This is a genomic window from Comamonas sp. UBA7528 (assembly GCF_002479375.1).
Lineage (GTDB): Bacteria > Pseudomonadota > Gammaproteobacteria > Burkholderiales > Burkholderiaceae_C > Comamonas.
In genome coordinates, this window is sequence record NZ_DLMU01000001.1 from 261,089 (window position 1) to 276,721 (window position 15,633).

14 protein-coding genes and 1 riboswitch are annotated in these 15,633 nt (G+C 66.4%); of the genes, 3 read left to right on the forward strand and 11 right to left on the reverse strand.

What is annotated here, in order from left to right:
• Nucleotides 1-22: 22 nt before the first annotated feature.
• Genes B3349_RS01195 through B3349_RS01220 form a run of 6 tightly spaced genes read right to left on the reverse strand, consistent with a single transcriptional unit; the run spans nt 23 to nt 6,793 of the window.
• On the reverse strand, nt 23-808 hold the full coding sequence (locus tag B3349_RS01195; RefSeq protein WP_291585678.1) for an ABC transporter ATP-binding protein: 786 nt from the start codon (nt 806-808) through the stop codon (nt 23-25).
• Nucleotides 808-1,845, reverse strand: coding sequence for a FecCD family ABC transporter permease (locus B3349_RS01200; RefSeq protein WP_291585679.1), 1,038 nt, complete (start codon nt 1,843-1,845; stop codon nt 808-810). Before B3349_RS01200 ends, B3349_RS01195 begins: the two co-directional genes overlap by 1 nt.
• A gap of 11 nt (nt 1,846-1,856) precedes the next feature.
• Nucleotides 1,857-2,849 (reverse strand): ABC transporter substrate-binding protein, encoded by a 993-nt coding sequence (locus B3349_RS01205; protein ID WP_291585680.1) that lies wholly within the window; start codon nt 2,847-2,849, stop codon nt 1,857-1,859.
• Between the two features lie 5 nt (nt 2,850-2,854).
• Nucleotides 2,855-3,472 carry a bifunctional adenosylcobinamide kinase/adenosylcobinamide-phosphate guanylyltransferase gene (locus B3349_RS01210; RefSeq protein ID WP_291585681.1) on the reverse strand — a complete coding sequence of 206 codons (618 nt, stop codon included), beginning with the start codon at nt 3,470-3,472 and terminating at the stop codon, nt 2,855-2,857.
• An 11-nt stretch (nt 3,473-3,483) separates the two neighbouring features.
• Complete coding sequence (locus tag B3349_RS01215; RefSeq protein WP_291585682.1) at nt 3,484-4,893, reverse strand: cobyrinic acid a,c-diamide synthase CobB; 1,410 nt, start codon at nt 4,891-4,893, stop codon at nt 3,484-3,486.
• 25 nt (nt 4,894-4,918) lie between these two features.
• Nucleotides 4,919-6,793, reverse strand: coding sequence for a TonB-dependent receptor domain-containing protein (locus tag B3349_RS01220; RefSeq protein WP_291585683.1), 1,875 nt, complete (start codon nt 6,791-6,793; stop codon nt 4,919-4,921).
• A gap of 67 nt (nt 6,794-6,860) precedes the next feature.
• Nucleotides 6,861-7,101: riboswitch (cobalamin riboswitch) on the reverse strand.
• Between the two features lie 126 nt (nt 7,102-7,227).
• On the opposite strand from B3349_RS01220, the gene B3349_RS01225 reads away from it, so the two are divergent.
• Nucleotides 7,228-7,443 carry a hypothetical protein gene (locus B3349_RS01225; protein ID WP_066533865.1) on the forward strand — a complete coding sequence of 72 codons (216 nt, stop codon included), beginning with the start codon at nt 7,228-7,230 and terminating at the stop codon, nt 7,441-7,443.
• Complete coding sequence (locus tag B3349_RS01230; protein ID WP_291585685.1) at nt 7,440-7,916, forward strand: cell division protein ZapA; 477 nt, start codon at nt 7,440-7,442, stop codon at nt 7,914-7,916. The genes B3349_RS01225 and B3349_RS01230 overlap by 4 nt, the downstream gene beginning before the upstream one ends.
• Nucleotides 7,917-8,216: 300 nt before the next feature.
• Here B3349_RS01230 and B3349_RS01235 read toward each other — a convergent pair whose 3' ends face one another.
• The 4 genes from B3349_RS01235 to hemN form a co-directional block, all read right to left on the reverse strand.
• Nucleotides 8,217-10,670, reverse strand: coding sequence for a sensor domain-containing protein (locus tag B3349_RS01235; protein ID WP_291585687.1), 2,454 nt, complete (start codon nt 10,668-10,670; stop codon nt 8,217-8,219).
• Nucleotides 10,667-11,992: a cyclic di-GMP phosphodiesterase gene (locus B3349_RS01240; RefSeq protein ID WP_291585689.1), complete on the reverse strand. Its 1,326-nt coding sequence runs from the start codon at nt 11,990-11,992 to the stop codon at nt 10,667-10,669. Before B3349_RS01240 ends, B3349_RS01235 begins: the two co-directional genes overlap by 4 nt.
• Before the next feature lie 163 nt (nt 11,993-12,155).
• A complete protein-coding gene (locus tag B3349_RS01245; RefSeq protein WP_291585691.1) occupies nt 12,156-12,884 on the reverse strand; it encodes a sulfite exporter TauE/SafE family protein in 729 nt (242 codons plus the stop codon).
• A gap of 3 nt (nt 12,885-12,887) precedes the next feature.
• Nucleotides 12,888-14,270 (reverse strand): oxygen-independent coproporphyrinogen III oxidase, encoded by a 1,383-nt coding sequence (gene hemN, locus B3349_RS01250; protein WP_291585694.1) that lies wholly within the window; start codon nt 14,268-14,270, stop codon nt 12,888-12,890.
• A gap of 207 nt (nt 14,271-14,477) precedes the next feature.
• On the opposite strand from hemN, the gene B3349_RS01255 reads away from it, so the two are divergent.
• Nucleotides 14,478-15,200 (forward strand): fumarate/nitrate reduction transcriptional regulator Fnr, encoded by a 723-nt coding sequence (locus tag B3349_RS01255; protein ID WP_115594691.1) that lies wholly within the window; start codon nt 14,478-14,480, stop codon nt 15,198-15,200.
• A gap of 68 nt (nt 15,201-15,268) precedes the next feature.
• On the opposite strand, the gene B3349_RS01260 is transcribed toward B3349_RS01255, so the two are convergent.
• A complete protein-coding gene (locus B3349_RS01260; protein WP_291585699.1) occupies nt 15,269-15,529 on the reverse strand; it encodes a hypothetical protein in 261 nt (86 codons plus the stop codon).
• Between the last annotated feature and the right edge of the window lie 104 nt (nt 15,530-15,633).

The window sequence follows — 15,633 nt, forward strand, 5'->3', positions numbered from 1 at the left end:
GGTTAAAAAATCAGTGCGTCCATCAGCGTGGCAGCGCCATCCACAGGTCTTCCACCTGGCAGATGCGGATGCGGTGGTCGAACACGGCTTCCAGCGCCGCATGGGTCTCCGGGGCCTGGCAGGCACCGTGGTGCACCACCTGCCCTGCCGCCATCACCACCATCTCATCGGCCAGCAAGGCAAACGAGAGCTCGTGCAGCACGCTGACCACCGTGGTGCCCTGCGCCACCAGGGCGCGTACGGCATGCATCCAGTCGGTCTGGTGCGGCGGGTCCAGATTGGCCAGCGGCTCATCCATCAGCAGCACGCTGGCCTGCACGGCCATGGCCCGGGCCAGCAGCACCCGCTGGCGCTCGCCGCCCGAGAGTTCGGCCACCGGACGATGGCGCCATTCCCAGGCCTGTGTCTGGCGCAGGCAGCGCTCCACGATCGCGTGGTCCGCGCTGTTGGGCGCGGCCAGCCAGGACTGGTGCGGCAGGCGGCCCAGCAGGGCCACGTCCAGCACGGTCAGGTCTTCAGTGACCACCTCGCCCTGGCCCAGCCAGGCCAGGATCTGGGCGCGCTGCCGGCGCGGCCAGCTGTGCAGCGGCCGGCCCTGCAGCGCCACCTGGCCCTGCAGGCTGTGCGCGGGCCACAGGCCGCTGAGCACCTTCAGCAGGCTGGATTTGCCAGCGCCGTTGGGGCCGACGATGCTAGTCCAGCGCCCCTGTGTGAAGTCCACGGACAGATCCCGCAGAATGGGTTGGGCGTGCACGCTGGCATGGATCCGGTGCGCGCTGAGGGCCAGGCTCGGCGAATGGGACGGCATCACATCGCCCCCCCTGCGCGCGTGCTGCGGTGCATGCGCCACAGCAGGTAGCTGCCGCCCAGGGCGGCGGTGAGCACGCCCACGGGCAGCTCCTGCGGCGCCACCAGCCAGCGCGCCAGGATGTCGGCCGCCAGCAGCAGCACGCCCCCCATGGCAGCCGCCAGCAAGGTGCTGCGGCCATGGCCCACACGCACCAGGCTGCGCACCAGGTGCGGGGCCGCCAGGCCCACAAAGGCAATCAGACCGGTCTGGGCCACCGAGGTCCCCGTGGCCAGCGCCAGCACCGCGACCAGGCCATAGCGCAGCTGCGCCAGCGGCAGGCCCAGGCTGGCGGCCGTGGCCTCGCCCAGGGTCAGCCCGTCCAGCACGCGGGCGCAGGCCCAGGTGGCCAGGCCGCACACCAGCAGCACGCCGGCCATCAGCACGCAGCCTTCCCAGCCCACAAAGGCGGAAGTCCCCAGGGTGAAGGCCTGCATGGCCTGCAGGATGTCGGGGTGGCGCAGCTCCAGCAGATCGCGCACGGCGCCCAGCACCACACCCACGATCACGCCGGCCAGCAGCAGGCGCAGCGTGTTCTGCACATTGCGCGCCAGCACCACGGTCAGCGCCACGGCGCAGGCGGCGCCGACAAAGGCCATGCCGGTCATGCCCAGGCGGTACAGCAGGTTCAGGCTGGTCACCGACGAGCCCATCAGCACCAGACCCACGGCACTGCCCAGCGAAGCGCCAGAGGCACTGCCCAGCAGGTAGGGATCGGCCAGCGGATTGCGGAACAGCCCTTGCGCCACGGCGCCTGCCAGGCCCAGCAGCGCACCGGCCAGCCATGCCCCCAGGGAGCGCGGCAGCCGGATGTCCACCACGATCTGCCATGACACGGGGTCGTCCCGCATGCGCAGCACGCTTTCCCAGCCGGTGCTGCCCACGCTGGCGCCCCCCATCAGCAGGACGGCGGTCAGCGCCAACAGCACCAGGGCCAGCACGGTGCTGCGGCGCTGGCCCGGGGCATGGGCATGCCGGTGCGCGGAAGAGGATGACATGGGATGCACCATCAGCGGTTCGCCCCCGATGCAGGCGCTTTGGGGGCCTTGTCGATCAGGCAGCGGGCAATCAGCTGCGCCGCCTCGGCCATGCGGGGGCCGGGGCGCACGATGACATTGGATTCCTGTTCGCTGAATGTGCACACCTGGTTGCCGCGCACGGCCTTGAGGCTGTTCCAGCCCGGGTAGCTGGTGGCCACCTGCATGCTGCGGTTGCCCAGCATGATCACATCGGGCTGGGCGCGCAGCAGGAATTCGGGGCTCAGGCGCGGGAACGGCCCCAGATCGGACGGCACCACATTGCGCACGCCCAGCTGGGTCAGTGTTTCACCGATGAAGGACTGGGGCCCTGCCGCATACGGGCCGCGGCTGACTTCAAAGTACACACGCACCTGCTTGGCGCTGTCCGGCATCTGCCGGGCCATATCGGCCACGCCGGTCTGCAGTTCGCGCCAGACCCGGTCGGCTCCCTGGGCCGGGGGCACGCCCAGCAACCGGCCGAGCTTGTCGAGCACCTGGTGCACGCCGGCCTGCGATTTCACTTCCAGCGCGGCGACCTTGATGCCCAGTGACTCCAGACGCTCCGCCACCTTGGAGGCATTGGACAGCAGCACCAGATCGGGCTTGAGGGCGACGATGGATTCCACGCTGGGGTCCAGCCCGCCGCCTACCACGGGCAGTTTCTGCACCGAAGCCGGCCAGTCCGAGTAGCGGTCCACGCCCACCAGCCGGTCGCACAGGCCCAGGGCGCAGGTGCTTTCGGTCAGCGACGGCAGCAGGCTGACGATGCGCTGCGGCGGTTTGGCCAGCTGCACGGTCCTGCCCCGGTCATCGGTGATGGGCTGCGGCGCCAGGCGCGCACTTTCCGCCAGCGGCGGCGGCACTGCAGCGGCCTGCGCGGGCATGGACGGCAGCGCCGCCCACAGGACCAGGCAGGCGATGGCCGCTGCACGGTGGCGCAATCCCTGGGCCGCAGCGCGCGGCAGTGCCATGGAAGAAGCCATCCCGGTCATTTCAGCTGCAGCGGCAAGCCCGCTGCCATCAAGGTCACGCGGCTGCACACGGCGGCCACGTCCTGGTTCAAGACCCCGAGCGTGTCGACAAAGGCGCGCACCTCGCGCCCCATGGGGATCACGCCCAGGCCGATCTCGTTGCCCACCAGCACCACCGGGCCGGGGCAGTGCGCCAGCACCTGCAGAAACCGGCTGCGCTGCGCGCCCCAGTCCGGCGTTGGCGCCGCAGATGGCGCCGACGACGGGGCGGACGACGCAGCGGACGCAGTGGCCTCCATGGGCATCATCCAGTTGGTCAGCCACATGGTCAGGCAGTCCACCACCACCAGCGCCTGGGGGCTGCTATGGGCCTGCAAGGCCTGGGCCAGCTGCAGCGGCGCTTCCACCGTCTGCATGCCCGGCACGCGCGCGGCCCGGTCCACCTGGTGGCGGGCAATGCGGGCGCGCATCTCGTCGTCCCAGGCCTGGCCGGTGGCCAGGTAGGTGGCGCTGCGCCCGGGGGCGGCATCCAGCCAGTCACGCGCAGCCTGTTCTGCACGGCGGGTCTTGCCGCTTTTCTGGCCGCCCAGGATGAGTTCCTGCCAGGCCACGGGGGAAGAAAGGGAATCGCTCATGGTGGCGTGGATTATGAAAGCTCTGCCGGCCCGTCCCAGGACACTGTTTCGGCCCCCAGCAAGGCGGCCACCGCACGCGGGTGCGAAGGGAACCAGGCGTGGAAGTAGCTGGCATGCACGCTGCCCTGCCGGTAGACCGCCTCGCCCTTGCCGGGCTCCACCGGCTGGCGTGCGCGGCTGGTGCGCCCCACCTCGGGCGCACTGCAGTCAAAGCGCGAATAGTGGAAGGTGTGGCCGCGCAGCACGCTGCCTTGCAGCACGCATTGCTGCATGCCCAGACCGGCCAGCCGGGTCTGCATCTGTGCCGTGCCCGGCAGGATGTCCCACAGCGGCCGGGACTGGCCTTGCGCATCGGTGATCTGCTGCCCCAGGGCCAGCATGCCGCCGCATTCGGCCCACACGGCCTTGCCCGCCGCCACGTGGGCGCGCAGATCGGCCTGCAGCCCGGTGTTGGCCGCCAGCTTGTCGGCATGCAGTTCCGGATAGCCGCCGGGCAGCCACAGGGCGTCGCAGGGCGGCAGGCCTTCGCCGGCCAGGGGTGAGAAAAATGCCAGATTGGCCCCCATGGCCTGCAGGCAGTCCAGGTTGGCCGGGTAGATGAAGCTGAAGGCCGCATCGCTGGCCACGGCCACCGTGCGCCCCTGCAGCCAGGGCTGCAACGCCTGCTGTCCGGCCGGCGGCTGGGCCGCGGCAGCAGCGGGGAATTCCACGCTCCAGCGCTGCCAGGCGGCCCAGTCCATCTGGCCCAGCGGGGTGTCCGCCAGTTGGTCGGCGGCGGCGTTCAGGCGCGCCATGGCATCGGGCAGCTCGTGCGCGGCCACCAGGCCCAGGTGGCGCTCCGGCAGCAGCTGTGCATCCCTGCCCTGGCCGATGCGCGCCAGCGCGCCCAGCCACAGCTCGGGTTCGCGCAGGCTGGTCTGCAGCATCTGCGCATGCATGCCGGTGGCCACGCGGTTGGCCAGCACCCCGGCCCACGGCACCTGCGGCTGGTACTGCCGCATGCCCAGCACCAGGGCGCCAAACGAGCCGGCCATGGCGCCCGCATCCACCACCAGCAGCACGGGCACCCCCAACTGCTGGGCCAGATCGGCCGCGGTCGGGCTGCCGTCGAACAGGCCCATCACCCCTTCGATCAGGATGACGTCGGCCTCGCCGGCAGCGGCATGCAGGCGGGCCCGGACCTCGTCCATGCCCACCATCCAGCCGTCCAGGTTGTGCACCGGCGCACCGCTGGCCAGCTGGTGCCAATAGGGGTCCAGAAAGTCCGGACCGCACTTGAACACGCGCACCGTGCGCCCCTGGCGGGTGTGCCAGCGCGCCAGCGCGGCGGTCACGGTGGTCTTGCCCTGACCCGAGGCCGGAGCCGCCACCAACACGGCCACGCAGCGGCGCGCAGCTTGGGCGGAAGTTTCAGTCAACATGCATGCTTTCCGGCAGCCCCTGCGGTCAGCGGGGCAGCCATTTCAGGCCCACCCAGAAGGTGCGACCCGGCGTGGCGTAATCCTGGGCCAGTGTGTAGGCCCGGTCCATCAGGTTGTCGACGCGTGCGGTCAGGGTCAGGTCCCTGCCCACCTGCGTGGAGGCCGACAGATTGAACAGGGTGTAGCCCCCCAGGCTCATGACCTGCTCGTCCTTGGCGTTGTAGCGGCGGCTGGCCGCCTGCATTTCCCCGCCCAGTGTCCACCCGTGGACGGCCGCATCCACCCCCAGGGTGGCAAAACGGCGCGAGCGGCGTTCCAGCAGCTTGCCGGTGGCCTCGTTCGTGGGGTTCTGGAAATCCAGGGAGCCATACCATTTCAGCCGACCGGTGCGGTAGGCCCCGGTCAGGGTGATGCCCTGCAGCTGCGCACGCTCCACGTTCACATAGCAGGAGGTCTTGCCGCAGCTGCCCAGACCTTTTTCATAGGACACCAGGTTCTGCAGCTTGTTGCGGTACAGCGTCACCCCCAGGTGGTTGCCCTGATCGGCCCAGCGCAGACCGATTTCCTTGTTCAGACTTTCTTCGGGGGCCAGCGCCGGATCGCCATAGTCCGAAAAGCGCTGGTACAGGCTGGGCACGCGGAAACCGGTCGAGGTGGATGCGGTGGCGCGCCACTGCGGTGCAAACGCCCAGGCGTAGCCGATGCCGCCGGTGTTCTTGCGGCCGAAGTCGCTGTCCTCGTCGCTGCGGGCATTCAGCTGCACGCTGTGGGCACCGAACTTGGCACCGTAGCCAATGGCCACGCCGGTCTGGTCGCGGTCCTTGTGGCTGGTGTTTTTCAGGCCGGTGTTCTCCAGCGTGTCTTCGCGCCGCTCCAGCGCCAGGCTCAACGTGCCCGGGCCCAGCAGCCACTCGTTCTGCAGCAGCGCCGTGCGCAGACGGGTTTCGGCTTCGTAGGTGCTGGTGCCCGAGGTCTCGTAGCGGTTGGTGGATTCGCTGACGGACAGGCGCGTGCGAAAGCGCTCCGTCCACTGGGCAGTCCAGCTCAGGCCATAGGCATCCAGCGCGCGCAGGCCACGGTCGTCCTTGACCGACTTGCTGGCGTCATACCCGGCATTGGTGCGGCTGGTCAGGGCCGTCAGTTCCAGGCGCTGGTCTGCGTTCAGTTGCAGCCCCACGCGGGCGTTGGCCGATTTGCGTGTGTAGCCATCGCGGTCTTCGTTGTGCACGCCCCGGTTCTTGGAGTCGAAGCCATGGCTTTCGGCATAGGACAGGCCCAGCGCGTAATCCATCATGCCCTGGGCGCCGCTGATGCCGGCCTCGGCCTTGCGGCTGCCGTACTCGCCGGCCCCCACGCCCACAAAGGGCTGCACGCCGGCTTCACCGCGCTTGGTGAACACCTGCACCACGCCCGCCAGCGCGTCCGAGCCATAGACCGCACCCGCGGGGCCGCGCAGCACTTCGATGCGCTCGATCAGGTCCACCGGCAGGGACTCCCACTGCGCACCGCCGGAGCCGTTCTGTACATCGACACGGATGCCGTCGATATAGACCGCCGTGTGCTGCTTGCTGGCGCCGCGCAGGTAGAGACCGGTTTCGGTGCCGGGGCCGCCGTTGCGGGTGATCTGCACGCCGGGCAACTTGGCCATCACATCTTCCAGCGACCGGCCGGCCTGCTGGTCCAGCTGGTCGCGGTCGATGACCGTCATGTCCGCGATCACATCCGACAGGCGCTGCTCGCTGCGCGTGGCGGCCACCACAGTTTCCTCCAGCGTGGAGCGAGCTGTGGGGCTCTCCTGGGCCTGGGCGGCTGCCGCCACAGCGCACAACACGGCCGCCGACACGGCAGACCACGGCAAGGCGGGCGCCACGGCACCGGCCTTCAAAACATTCGAAAACATGAGAAAAAACACCAAGTCGCCCGTACCAGCCTCCCCGCCAGTGATGGGCAAAACCATGCCCGTTCGAGCGGGCACACCAGTGTTGGCCGGTATCCGGGCTGGTCCTCCACACCATCGCCTTCCCAGACGCTTGTTCAAGGCATCCAGTGGCGGTATCAGATAGCGGGGGTGCATGGCATGCACCAGGGACTCACCGTTGCGGGGGCAGCGCAGGCTGGGCGGGTTCTGAAAAAAACGAGGCCGTCCTGCTTCCCGTTGAACTGCTGCGCGTGAACCGCGCTGCGAGCACCAACAGCACCGATTTTAGTTTCAGTCGTGCCGTTCGTAAAAAAAGTGCTGTGCACCGGTGTTTTCCAGCGTCATATGCAGGCTGATTCGGCCTTATTTCACCTGCTTACATTTAGCCACGCCTACAATTGCTACCCTCTATGTCCATGACCTCGCAGCCTTCCATGATCGAGCCGCTGGCAGAGCGTGTTGATCGCCTGCTGCTGCGCCACGCCGAGCTTCAGCGCACCAATGCCCTGCTGGCCGAGCAGGTGGCCGCGCTCACACAGGAGCGCGATTCCCTGCGTTCGCGCCTGCAGGCGGCACGTGCACGGGTGGACGCACTGATTGAGCGCCTGCCCGCCAACCAAGAGGCACCATGAGCCAGATCGAAGCGCGCATCCTCCAGCAAGACTATGTGTTGACCTGCCCCGAGGGCCAGGAAGACATGCTGCTGGCCGCCGTGCAGCGGGTGGATGCCGACATGGAACGTATCCGCAACACCGGCAAGGTGCGCGCCCGCGAACGCGTGGGGGTGCTGGCCGCCGTGAATCTGGCGTTCGAGAGTGCATCGCTCTACACCCGCGTGCAGGAACTGGAGCAGGAGCTGGAACTGACGCTGGAAAACGGCCTGGCACCTGCCGCCCCTGCGGCCGACGCACTGCCCACGGCCCCGTTGCAAGACACCCCGCAGGAAGACGCCCTGCAGCAAGCGCAGCAGGCACAGGAAGAAGCCCAGGCACTGGCTTCGCAGCTGCAAGAGCTGCTGGCGCTGCGCGAGCACGAGTTGCAACAGGCGCAGGCGCTGATCGAACGCCTGGAAGCCGCGCTGGAAGTCGACAGCAAGCTGCTGTAGAGGCCTTGCGGCAACGCCGAAAAGCTGCTGCCGCGCAAATTCCCCTTTTCTCCATCCGGTCCACCACAAGCCGCCGGGCACGCGCTAAAATGAAGGCGTCTGCAAATCTGCCGTGCTTTATATTGCCTTGAACCAATGCTCCCTGAGCACGGGCTTGGTACATTGCCAGGCAAGCGTGATCGTCTCGCGTTAGACGAACCCAACGTCTGGTTGCCCTCGCCCACCTGAACCCCCGGTTCAGGATGACGGCGCGGTGGTTTTTGCAGACACCCCCCACCCTCATCCCGGCGGCCAAAGCCGCTACACCGGCCGGTCTTCTCCCGGCACTCCGCCCCCCAGACTTCCCGCTTCCAGGCCTGCCGCCTGGGCGCGCAGCATGGCCTGGAACGTGGCCGCCTCGACCCCTGGGGCACACAGAAATCCCTGGTAGAAGCCGCAGCCCATGCGCATCAGCGTTTCACGCTGCGCAGCGGTTTCCACGCCCTCTGCCACGATCTCCACATCGAGGGCGCGCCCCAGGCCGATGACCGCTTCCACAATGGCCTTGTCGCTCATGTCCTGCGGCAGACCGCGCACAAAGGACTGGTCGACCTTGAGCTTGGAAATCGGCATGCGCTTGAGGTAGGCCAGGTTGGAATAGCCGGTGCCGAAGTCGTCGATCACCAGCTGCACACCCAGGTCCGCCAGCTGTTCGATGCAGTGCACGATGACCGGCTCCTTCTGCAGCAGGGCCGACTCGGTGAGTTCCAGCTCCAGCCAGCAAGCCGGCAGGCCATAGGCACTCAGCAGCGCTGCCACGCGCGCCGCATAGTCGGGCTGGTGCAGCTCCAGCGAGGAGACATTGACCGACACCTTCACGCCCAGGCCCTGCTTGACCCAGCGCACCGCTTCCTTGACCGCCTGCTCCAGCACCCAGGCGCCGAGCTTGACGATGTAGCCGGACTCCTCGGCCAGCGGAATGAACACCCCGGGCGAGACCACGCCCAGGCGTGCATCCGTCCAGCGCAGCAGCGCCTCGCAACCGACGATGCTGCCGGTGTGCATTTCGACCTGGGGCTGGTAGACCACGCGCAAGGCGTCGCGGTCCAGTGCCTGCCGCAGCGCGTGCTCCATCTGCACCCGGCCCAGCAGCCCGTTGGACATGGCCGGCTCGTAAAAGCCGAAGCTGCCCTTGCCGCTGGCCTTGACCCGGTACATGGCCGTGTCGGCCTGCTTGATCAGCTCATTGAGCGTGCGCCCATGCTCGGGGTACTGGGCCATGCCGATGCTGCATTGCACCGAAAAGCCCAGGCCGTCCAGCACGAACGGCTCGCGCATCGCATCCTGGATGCGCCGGGCAATCCGCTCGGAATGCTGCTTCTGGCACGCGTGCAGGTAGAGCACGAATTCGTCTCCGCCCAGGCGGCACAGCACATCCAGCGGCCGCAGGCAGGACTGCAGGCGCTGCGCCACCAGCTGCAGCACCCGGTCGCCGAACTGGTGGCCCAGGGAGTCGTTGATGATCTTGAAACGGTCCAGATCCAGGAACAGGATGGCGAACTCGGCCTGCGTGTCCTGGGTGATGGCCTGCTCCACATGCTGGCCCAGCATCAGGCGGTTGGGCAGGCCGGTCAGCGCATCGCTGAATGCCAGCTGTTCGATCTTCTGCTGCGCCGCCTGCTGCTGGGTCAGGTCCCGGATGAAGCCCACGCTTTGCTGCACCTGCCCGCGCTCGTCGCGTGAAACCACCCAGGACAGGCGCACGGCACACAGGCTGCCGTCCACGCGCTGCAGCTGGCGGTTGCCTTCCCAGTGCCCGACCTCTTTCCATTCCTGCGCCACCGCGTCCAGCCATTCCGGCTCGGTCTGCGCAAACAGCGTGCTGGCCTGCGCACCGGGGGACAGGGCTGCACCCAGCATGCCGTCGCAGGCCGGATTGGTCTGGAGAACGGCCCCCTGCGCATCAGCGATGAAGATGGCGTCCAGGCTGCTTTCAAACACTTGGGCGGCCACCCGCAGGCCGCTTTGGACTTCCATCTCCCTGGAGATGTCGCGGAACGAAAAAATACGCCCCACGGCCATGCCGTGGCGCAGCAGCGGGACCGAGCGGCGTTCCACCACGCGCCGGTCCGCCAGATTCAGAATATCGGCGGTGTGCACCAGGGGGTCCTGGCCCAATGCCTGCAGCTGCTGGTCGTACAGGGCCGGCGACAGCACCTGGTCCCGCATCCAGGCCATGATGGCCGCATCATTGCGCTGCAGCAGCAGCGCAGCCGGCATGGCCCAGATCTCGGCCAGCTTCTGGTTGAAGGCGCGGATCGCGCCATCGGCCGAGCACACCAGCACGCCATCGGCCGCCGAATCCAGGGTGGCGCGCAGCTCGGCCAGCAGGCTCTCCAGCTCGCGCTCGTTGTGCTCCTGCTCGCTGCGATCCAGCAAGGTCCACAGCAGCCAGTTCCCACCCTGGGGGTCTTCGACTTCACGGATGCGCTGCTCCACCGGGATGGCCCTGCCGCTGGCATGCAGCACCTGGGTGTGGGTCACCTGCCCCCAGCTGACTTCCGCAGCATCGTTCCAGCGGTACATGTCCTGCGGCGCCGCCGCCAGATCACGCACGTGCCAGCCTTGCAGGCGCGAACCCGTCAGGCCCACCAGACGCTGCGCCGCCGAATTGGAATACGCCACGGTCAGGCTGTGGGGATCCACCAGCCACACCGCCTCCGTCATCCACTCAAACGCCTGGCACCATGCCTGCAAATGGGTGGACTGGTTCATGCCTCCCCTCCCACGGCAGACATCAGCGGCACGGCGCGCTCAAAGAAGTAGCAGACGCGCTGGCGCGGCGACAGATAGTCCAGCACCTCGCGCGGCAGCTGCGCAGGACGCAGGCTGCGCTTGATGACCACGCCGCGCAGCTCCGACAGCTCCACGGGCTCGGCCTTGGTCCGGTCCACGTCCGGGTTGTAGAGCAGCACCGCAGGTTTCAGCGGCTGGTCGCTGCGCACGGAGGCCACCAGGCCAAACCGTTCATCGCTCAGCTGCACCACCGAGCCCGGGGGATACACCCCCATCACACGCACAAAGAGTTCCACCAGCTCGCGCGTGAAGCCGCCGCGGCGGCGCCCAAACAGGTCCGACAGCGCTTCGTGCGGCGTCAGCGCCACCGCATGCGCCAGCGGATTGCACAGCTTGTCGTAGCAATTGGTCAGCGCCAGGATCTGGCCTTCGATGGTCAGGTCCTCCTCCACCAGATGGAGCGGAAAGCCGGTGCCGTCCGTCGCCTCGTGGTGCTGCGCAATCGCCGTCAGGGCGGCGGGCGACAGCCCCATGCGCTGGCCATAGGCCACCGAAGCGCCCACATGGTCTTCGTATGCGGCCTTCTGCTCCGGTGTGAAGCTGGGCAGCAGTTCGGTGCAGCGGGGATCGATATCTCTTTTGCCCACATCGTGCAGCAAGGCGGCCAGGCCCAGGTCCATGAGCCGCGCCGAATTGAGCCCATGGGACTTGCCCAGCAGCAGCGAGAGCACGGTGACATTGATGGGGTGGGCGCCTTGCTGTTCGCCCACGCTCTCGGACAGCAGGCGGATGGCTGTCTGCGAGGCATCCAGCAGCTCGGCGATATACCCGGCCACCAGGCTCGAGCTGGCGCGCATCGCGTCCTGCGGGTCGTTGACCAGCCGCGACACGACTTCGCGGTAGCTGTGGGTGGCTGCCGAGAAACGCTGGTCGCAGGTTTTCAGCGCGGCCACTTCGCTCGACGCCGTGGCCGACACATCGCGTGCCGCCAGTGTCGGGATGTGCAGCCCGGACGAGCCGATGGTGGCAGGCCGTGCCGGCTGTGGCGGCGCGGCCTCAGCTGGGGGCACCTCTTCCTCCTCATTTGTAAGAGGAGGTAAAAAAGTCAAAACACTGGGATCAGATTTTGCAGGAATGCAACGAATCTCATCCAAACCCAGTGACTGCAGCACGTCAATCTGTTCCTGGCTGGTCACTCGAAAGCTGCTCACTGGAAATGGATGGCGCAACCAGCCAATGTCCAATTGGACATACATACCTATGCAGATGTCCCGAACGTCAATTAAAAGGGAGTGCGTCACGTTGTTTGGGCTGCAGCACGCCAGCAAGCCAGTCGATCCAAACCGCTCATTATGACGACTGCCTGGGACAAATAAGTACTTACATAAAGGGGTTGTGCAAGCGACGCCGCTGTGCTTCAGCAAGCAACAGCATATTGCACCATGTCACCATCCCATGTCAGCCTCAGCGGCACCACTGTGACGGCACATGCACCATGTCCATCCACAGCGCCCACAGCGAGACGCCCGCCAGCAGGGCGCCAGCGGTGCGCAGCCCCCAGGCTTCGCGCCACTGCTGCAGGCGGCTAATGCGCCGCCACAGCCAGGGACCCAGGGCCAGCCACAGGCCCCCACCGACCCCGAATGCCACCATGGATGCAGCGCCCTGCCACACGCCACCGGCCAGGGCTGCCACCATGACAGCGGAATAGAGCAGACCGCAGGGCAGGAAAGCCCACAGGCTACCGGCCACCCAGGTTCCACCCGGCCCGCGCACACCGTGCTGCACCTTGCCCCAGAGCTTGCGCCCGCCGGATTCCACCCACTGCGGCTGGCGGGCCTGCAGCAGCAGCATCAGGCCCCATGCCAATGCCGCCAGGTGCAGCAGCACCCACAGCGGATGCAAGGCGGAGGTACGGTCGGAGAACCAGGCCACCGTCTCCATGGCATAGGCCGCCACGCCACCCAGCGCGGCATAGCCCATCAGGCGACCGGCGTGAAAGCCCAGCCAGCGCCCGGCATTGGCAGCCTCCATCGGCTGGGCCGAAGCCCCTTCTTGCTGGATGGATACCACCCGCCCGCCGGTGCGCAACGGCGAGACGATGGCCGCACAGGGTGCGGCGCACATCGCAAGACAATGGGGCCCACCCACGAGCCCCATGAAAAAAGCGGTTCCAAGCAACGACAGCCACATGGGCTAGATGATCCTGGAAAAACGCGCCCGGTTCTTGCCCGCCTGCAAATGCCGGTCAAACGTCATGGCCACGCCGCGCACAAAGAACCAGCCCATGGGCGTGACCTTGATGCCGTCGTCATCGATCACCACCAGGCCCTGCTTCTGCTGCTGGGCCAGCATTTCCAGTTCGCCCGCGAAGTACTGCTGGAAGTCCAGCAGCCACGACTGGCTCATGGGCTCGAACAGCACTTCCCCCTGGCACATCAGCGACATGATGACGGCGCGCCGCACCAGGTCATCCCGCCCCAGCGCCAGGCCCCGCACCACCGGCAGCCGGCCCTGATCGAGGAAGTCGTAATACTCTTCCAGGGTCTTGGCGTTCTGGCTGTAGGTCGCACCCACGCGGCCGATGGCGGACACACCCAGCGCAATCAGGTCGCAGTCCGGCTGTGTGCTGTAGCCCTGGAAGTTGCGGTGCAGCCGTCCTTGCCGCTTGGCAATGGCCAGTGCGTCTTCCGGCAGGGCAAAGTGGTCCATGCCCACATACACATAGCCGGCCTGCATGAAGGCATCGATGGAGCCCGAGAGCATGGACAGCTTGTCCGAAGCCTCCGGCAGATCTTCGATGGCAATGCGGCGCTGCGGCTTGAAGCGCTCCGGCAAATGCGCATAGGCATACAGCGCGATCCGGTCCGGCCGCAGCTGGCACACCTGTTCCAAGGTGCGCGCAAACGATGCGGCGGTCTGCCTGGGCAGGCCATAGATCAGGTCCACGTTGACCGAATGGAAACCCAGTTCGCGCGCTGCCTGCACCAGATCGAACACCTGCTCGGCCGGTTGTTCGCGGTGCACCGCCTTCTGTACATCGGGATCGAAATCCTGCACCCCGAAACTCAGGCGATTGAATCCCAGTTGCGCCAGATGGGCCAGGCGTTCGCGGGTGACCGTGCGGGGATCGACCTCGATGGAATACTCGCCCACCGCTTCAAAAGCGAAGTTCGCGCGCAACATGTCCATCAGCCGGGTCAGCTCGGCATCCGACAGAAAGGTCGGCGAGCCGCCACCCAGATGCAACTGGCTGACTGCCTGTCCCTTGCCACAGTGCGCCACCTGCAGAGCGACCTCTTTTTCCAGGTACTCCAGGTAGGTCACCGCACGTTCATGGTGCTTGGTGATGATCTTGTTGCACGCGCAGTAGTAGCACAAGGCCTCACAAAAAGGCACATGCACATACAGTGACATGGGAAGCGCCTTGGCCGCAGAATGGTGCTTACGCTGTTCCAGCGCCAACACATAATCATCCTGACCAAATGCTTCAATAAAGCGATCTGCGGTGGGATAAGAGGTATAACGGGGCCCAGGCACGTCGTACCGACGCAAAAGCTCCGGCGTTACTGCTGTCATTGAATATTCCTTAGGTGCTGCCCAGCACTGTGCCGCACCCCGGGAAAATCAGCCTTGATGCAAATCAAGACATTCAAATACCATTCCTGAGACAATTGATTCATATCATTCGCACAACTGAGCACCCCCTCTCTCGCCTCCCAGCCCGATAACCTTTCAGCGTTACGTCCAATGGCCCGTTCAGCGGGAGCCCAAGGCGTCAGTGCCATGACACCACCCCCTATCAAAGTCACCTGCTCCAACTGCAATCTGCGCGAACTGTGCATGCCCACAGGCTTGAATGAGCAGCAGTTGCACCGTATTGACGATATTGTGGCCACGCGTCGCAAAATCAAACGGGGCAGCACCTTGTTCCGAAATGGCGAAGACTTCACGGCGCTCTATGCCATCCGCACCGGGTTCTTCAAGACCTGCGTGGCCACGGAAGATGGCCGTGACCAGGTGACAGGTTTTCAGATGGCGGGCGAGATCATTGGCCTGGACGGGATCGTGCACGACCACCACACCTGCGATGCCGTGGCGCTGGAAGACGCGGAAGTCTGCGTGATGCCGTTCGACCGCCTGGAAGAGCTTTCGCGCGAAGTGACTGCCCTGCAGTCGCATGTGCACAAGGTGATGAGCCGCGAGATCGTGCGCGAGCACGGCGTGATGCTGCTGCTGGGCAGCATGCGCGCCGAGGAGCGCCTGGCCGCCTTCGTGTTGAACCTGGTGCAGCGCCTGCACACCCGGGGCTTCTCGTCTTCCGAGCTGGTGCTGCGCATGACGCGCGAGGAGATCGGCAGCTACCTGGGCCTGAAGTTGGAGACGGTCAGCCGCACCTTCTCGAAGTTTGTCGAGGAAGGTCTGGTCGAAGTGAAGCAGCGCCATGTGCGCATCCTGGACACCGAAGGCCTCAAGCGCATCGTCAACAGCCAGCACGCGTGCGAATAAGCGCCTTCCGCCCCATGCAAAAAGCCTCCGTCCGGAGGCTTTTTTCATTGCCGGGTGATGCCCCCGGCTCACAGCGACGGAACGCGGGCCTGCGGGCCATTGAGCTCCTGCGGGGACAGCGCCAGCAGGCTGGTCATGGCCGATGCCATCATGATGATGGCCCAGAACACAAAGAAGGCCACCGTGCACACGCCCAGGCGCGACACCTCGATGTAGGCCGACAGCCACTGCATTTCCAGCGGGTCGACCACGGCAAACACCAGCATCTCCATCACCCCGGCGGCCAGAAAGGCCGGCCAGGCAATCCACATCCAGCGACGCAGCAGCATGGGTCTCTCCTTGTTGTGGCGGGCAGATGCCCCATTGTGCGAGCCTCTTTCTGCCGCGTCACTGCCTTCGGCGTCCCCATAAACCCTGAAATGGCATGAAAAAA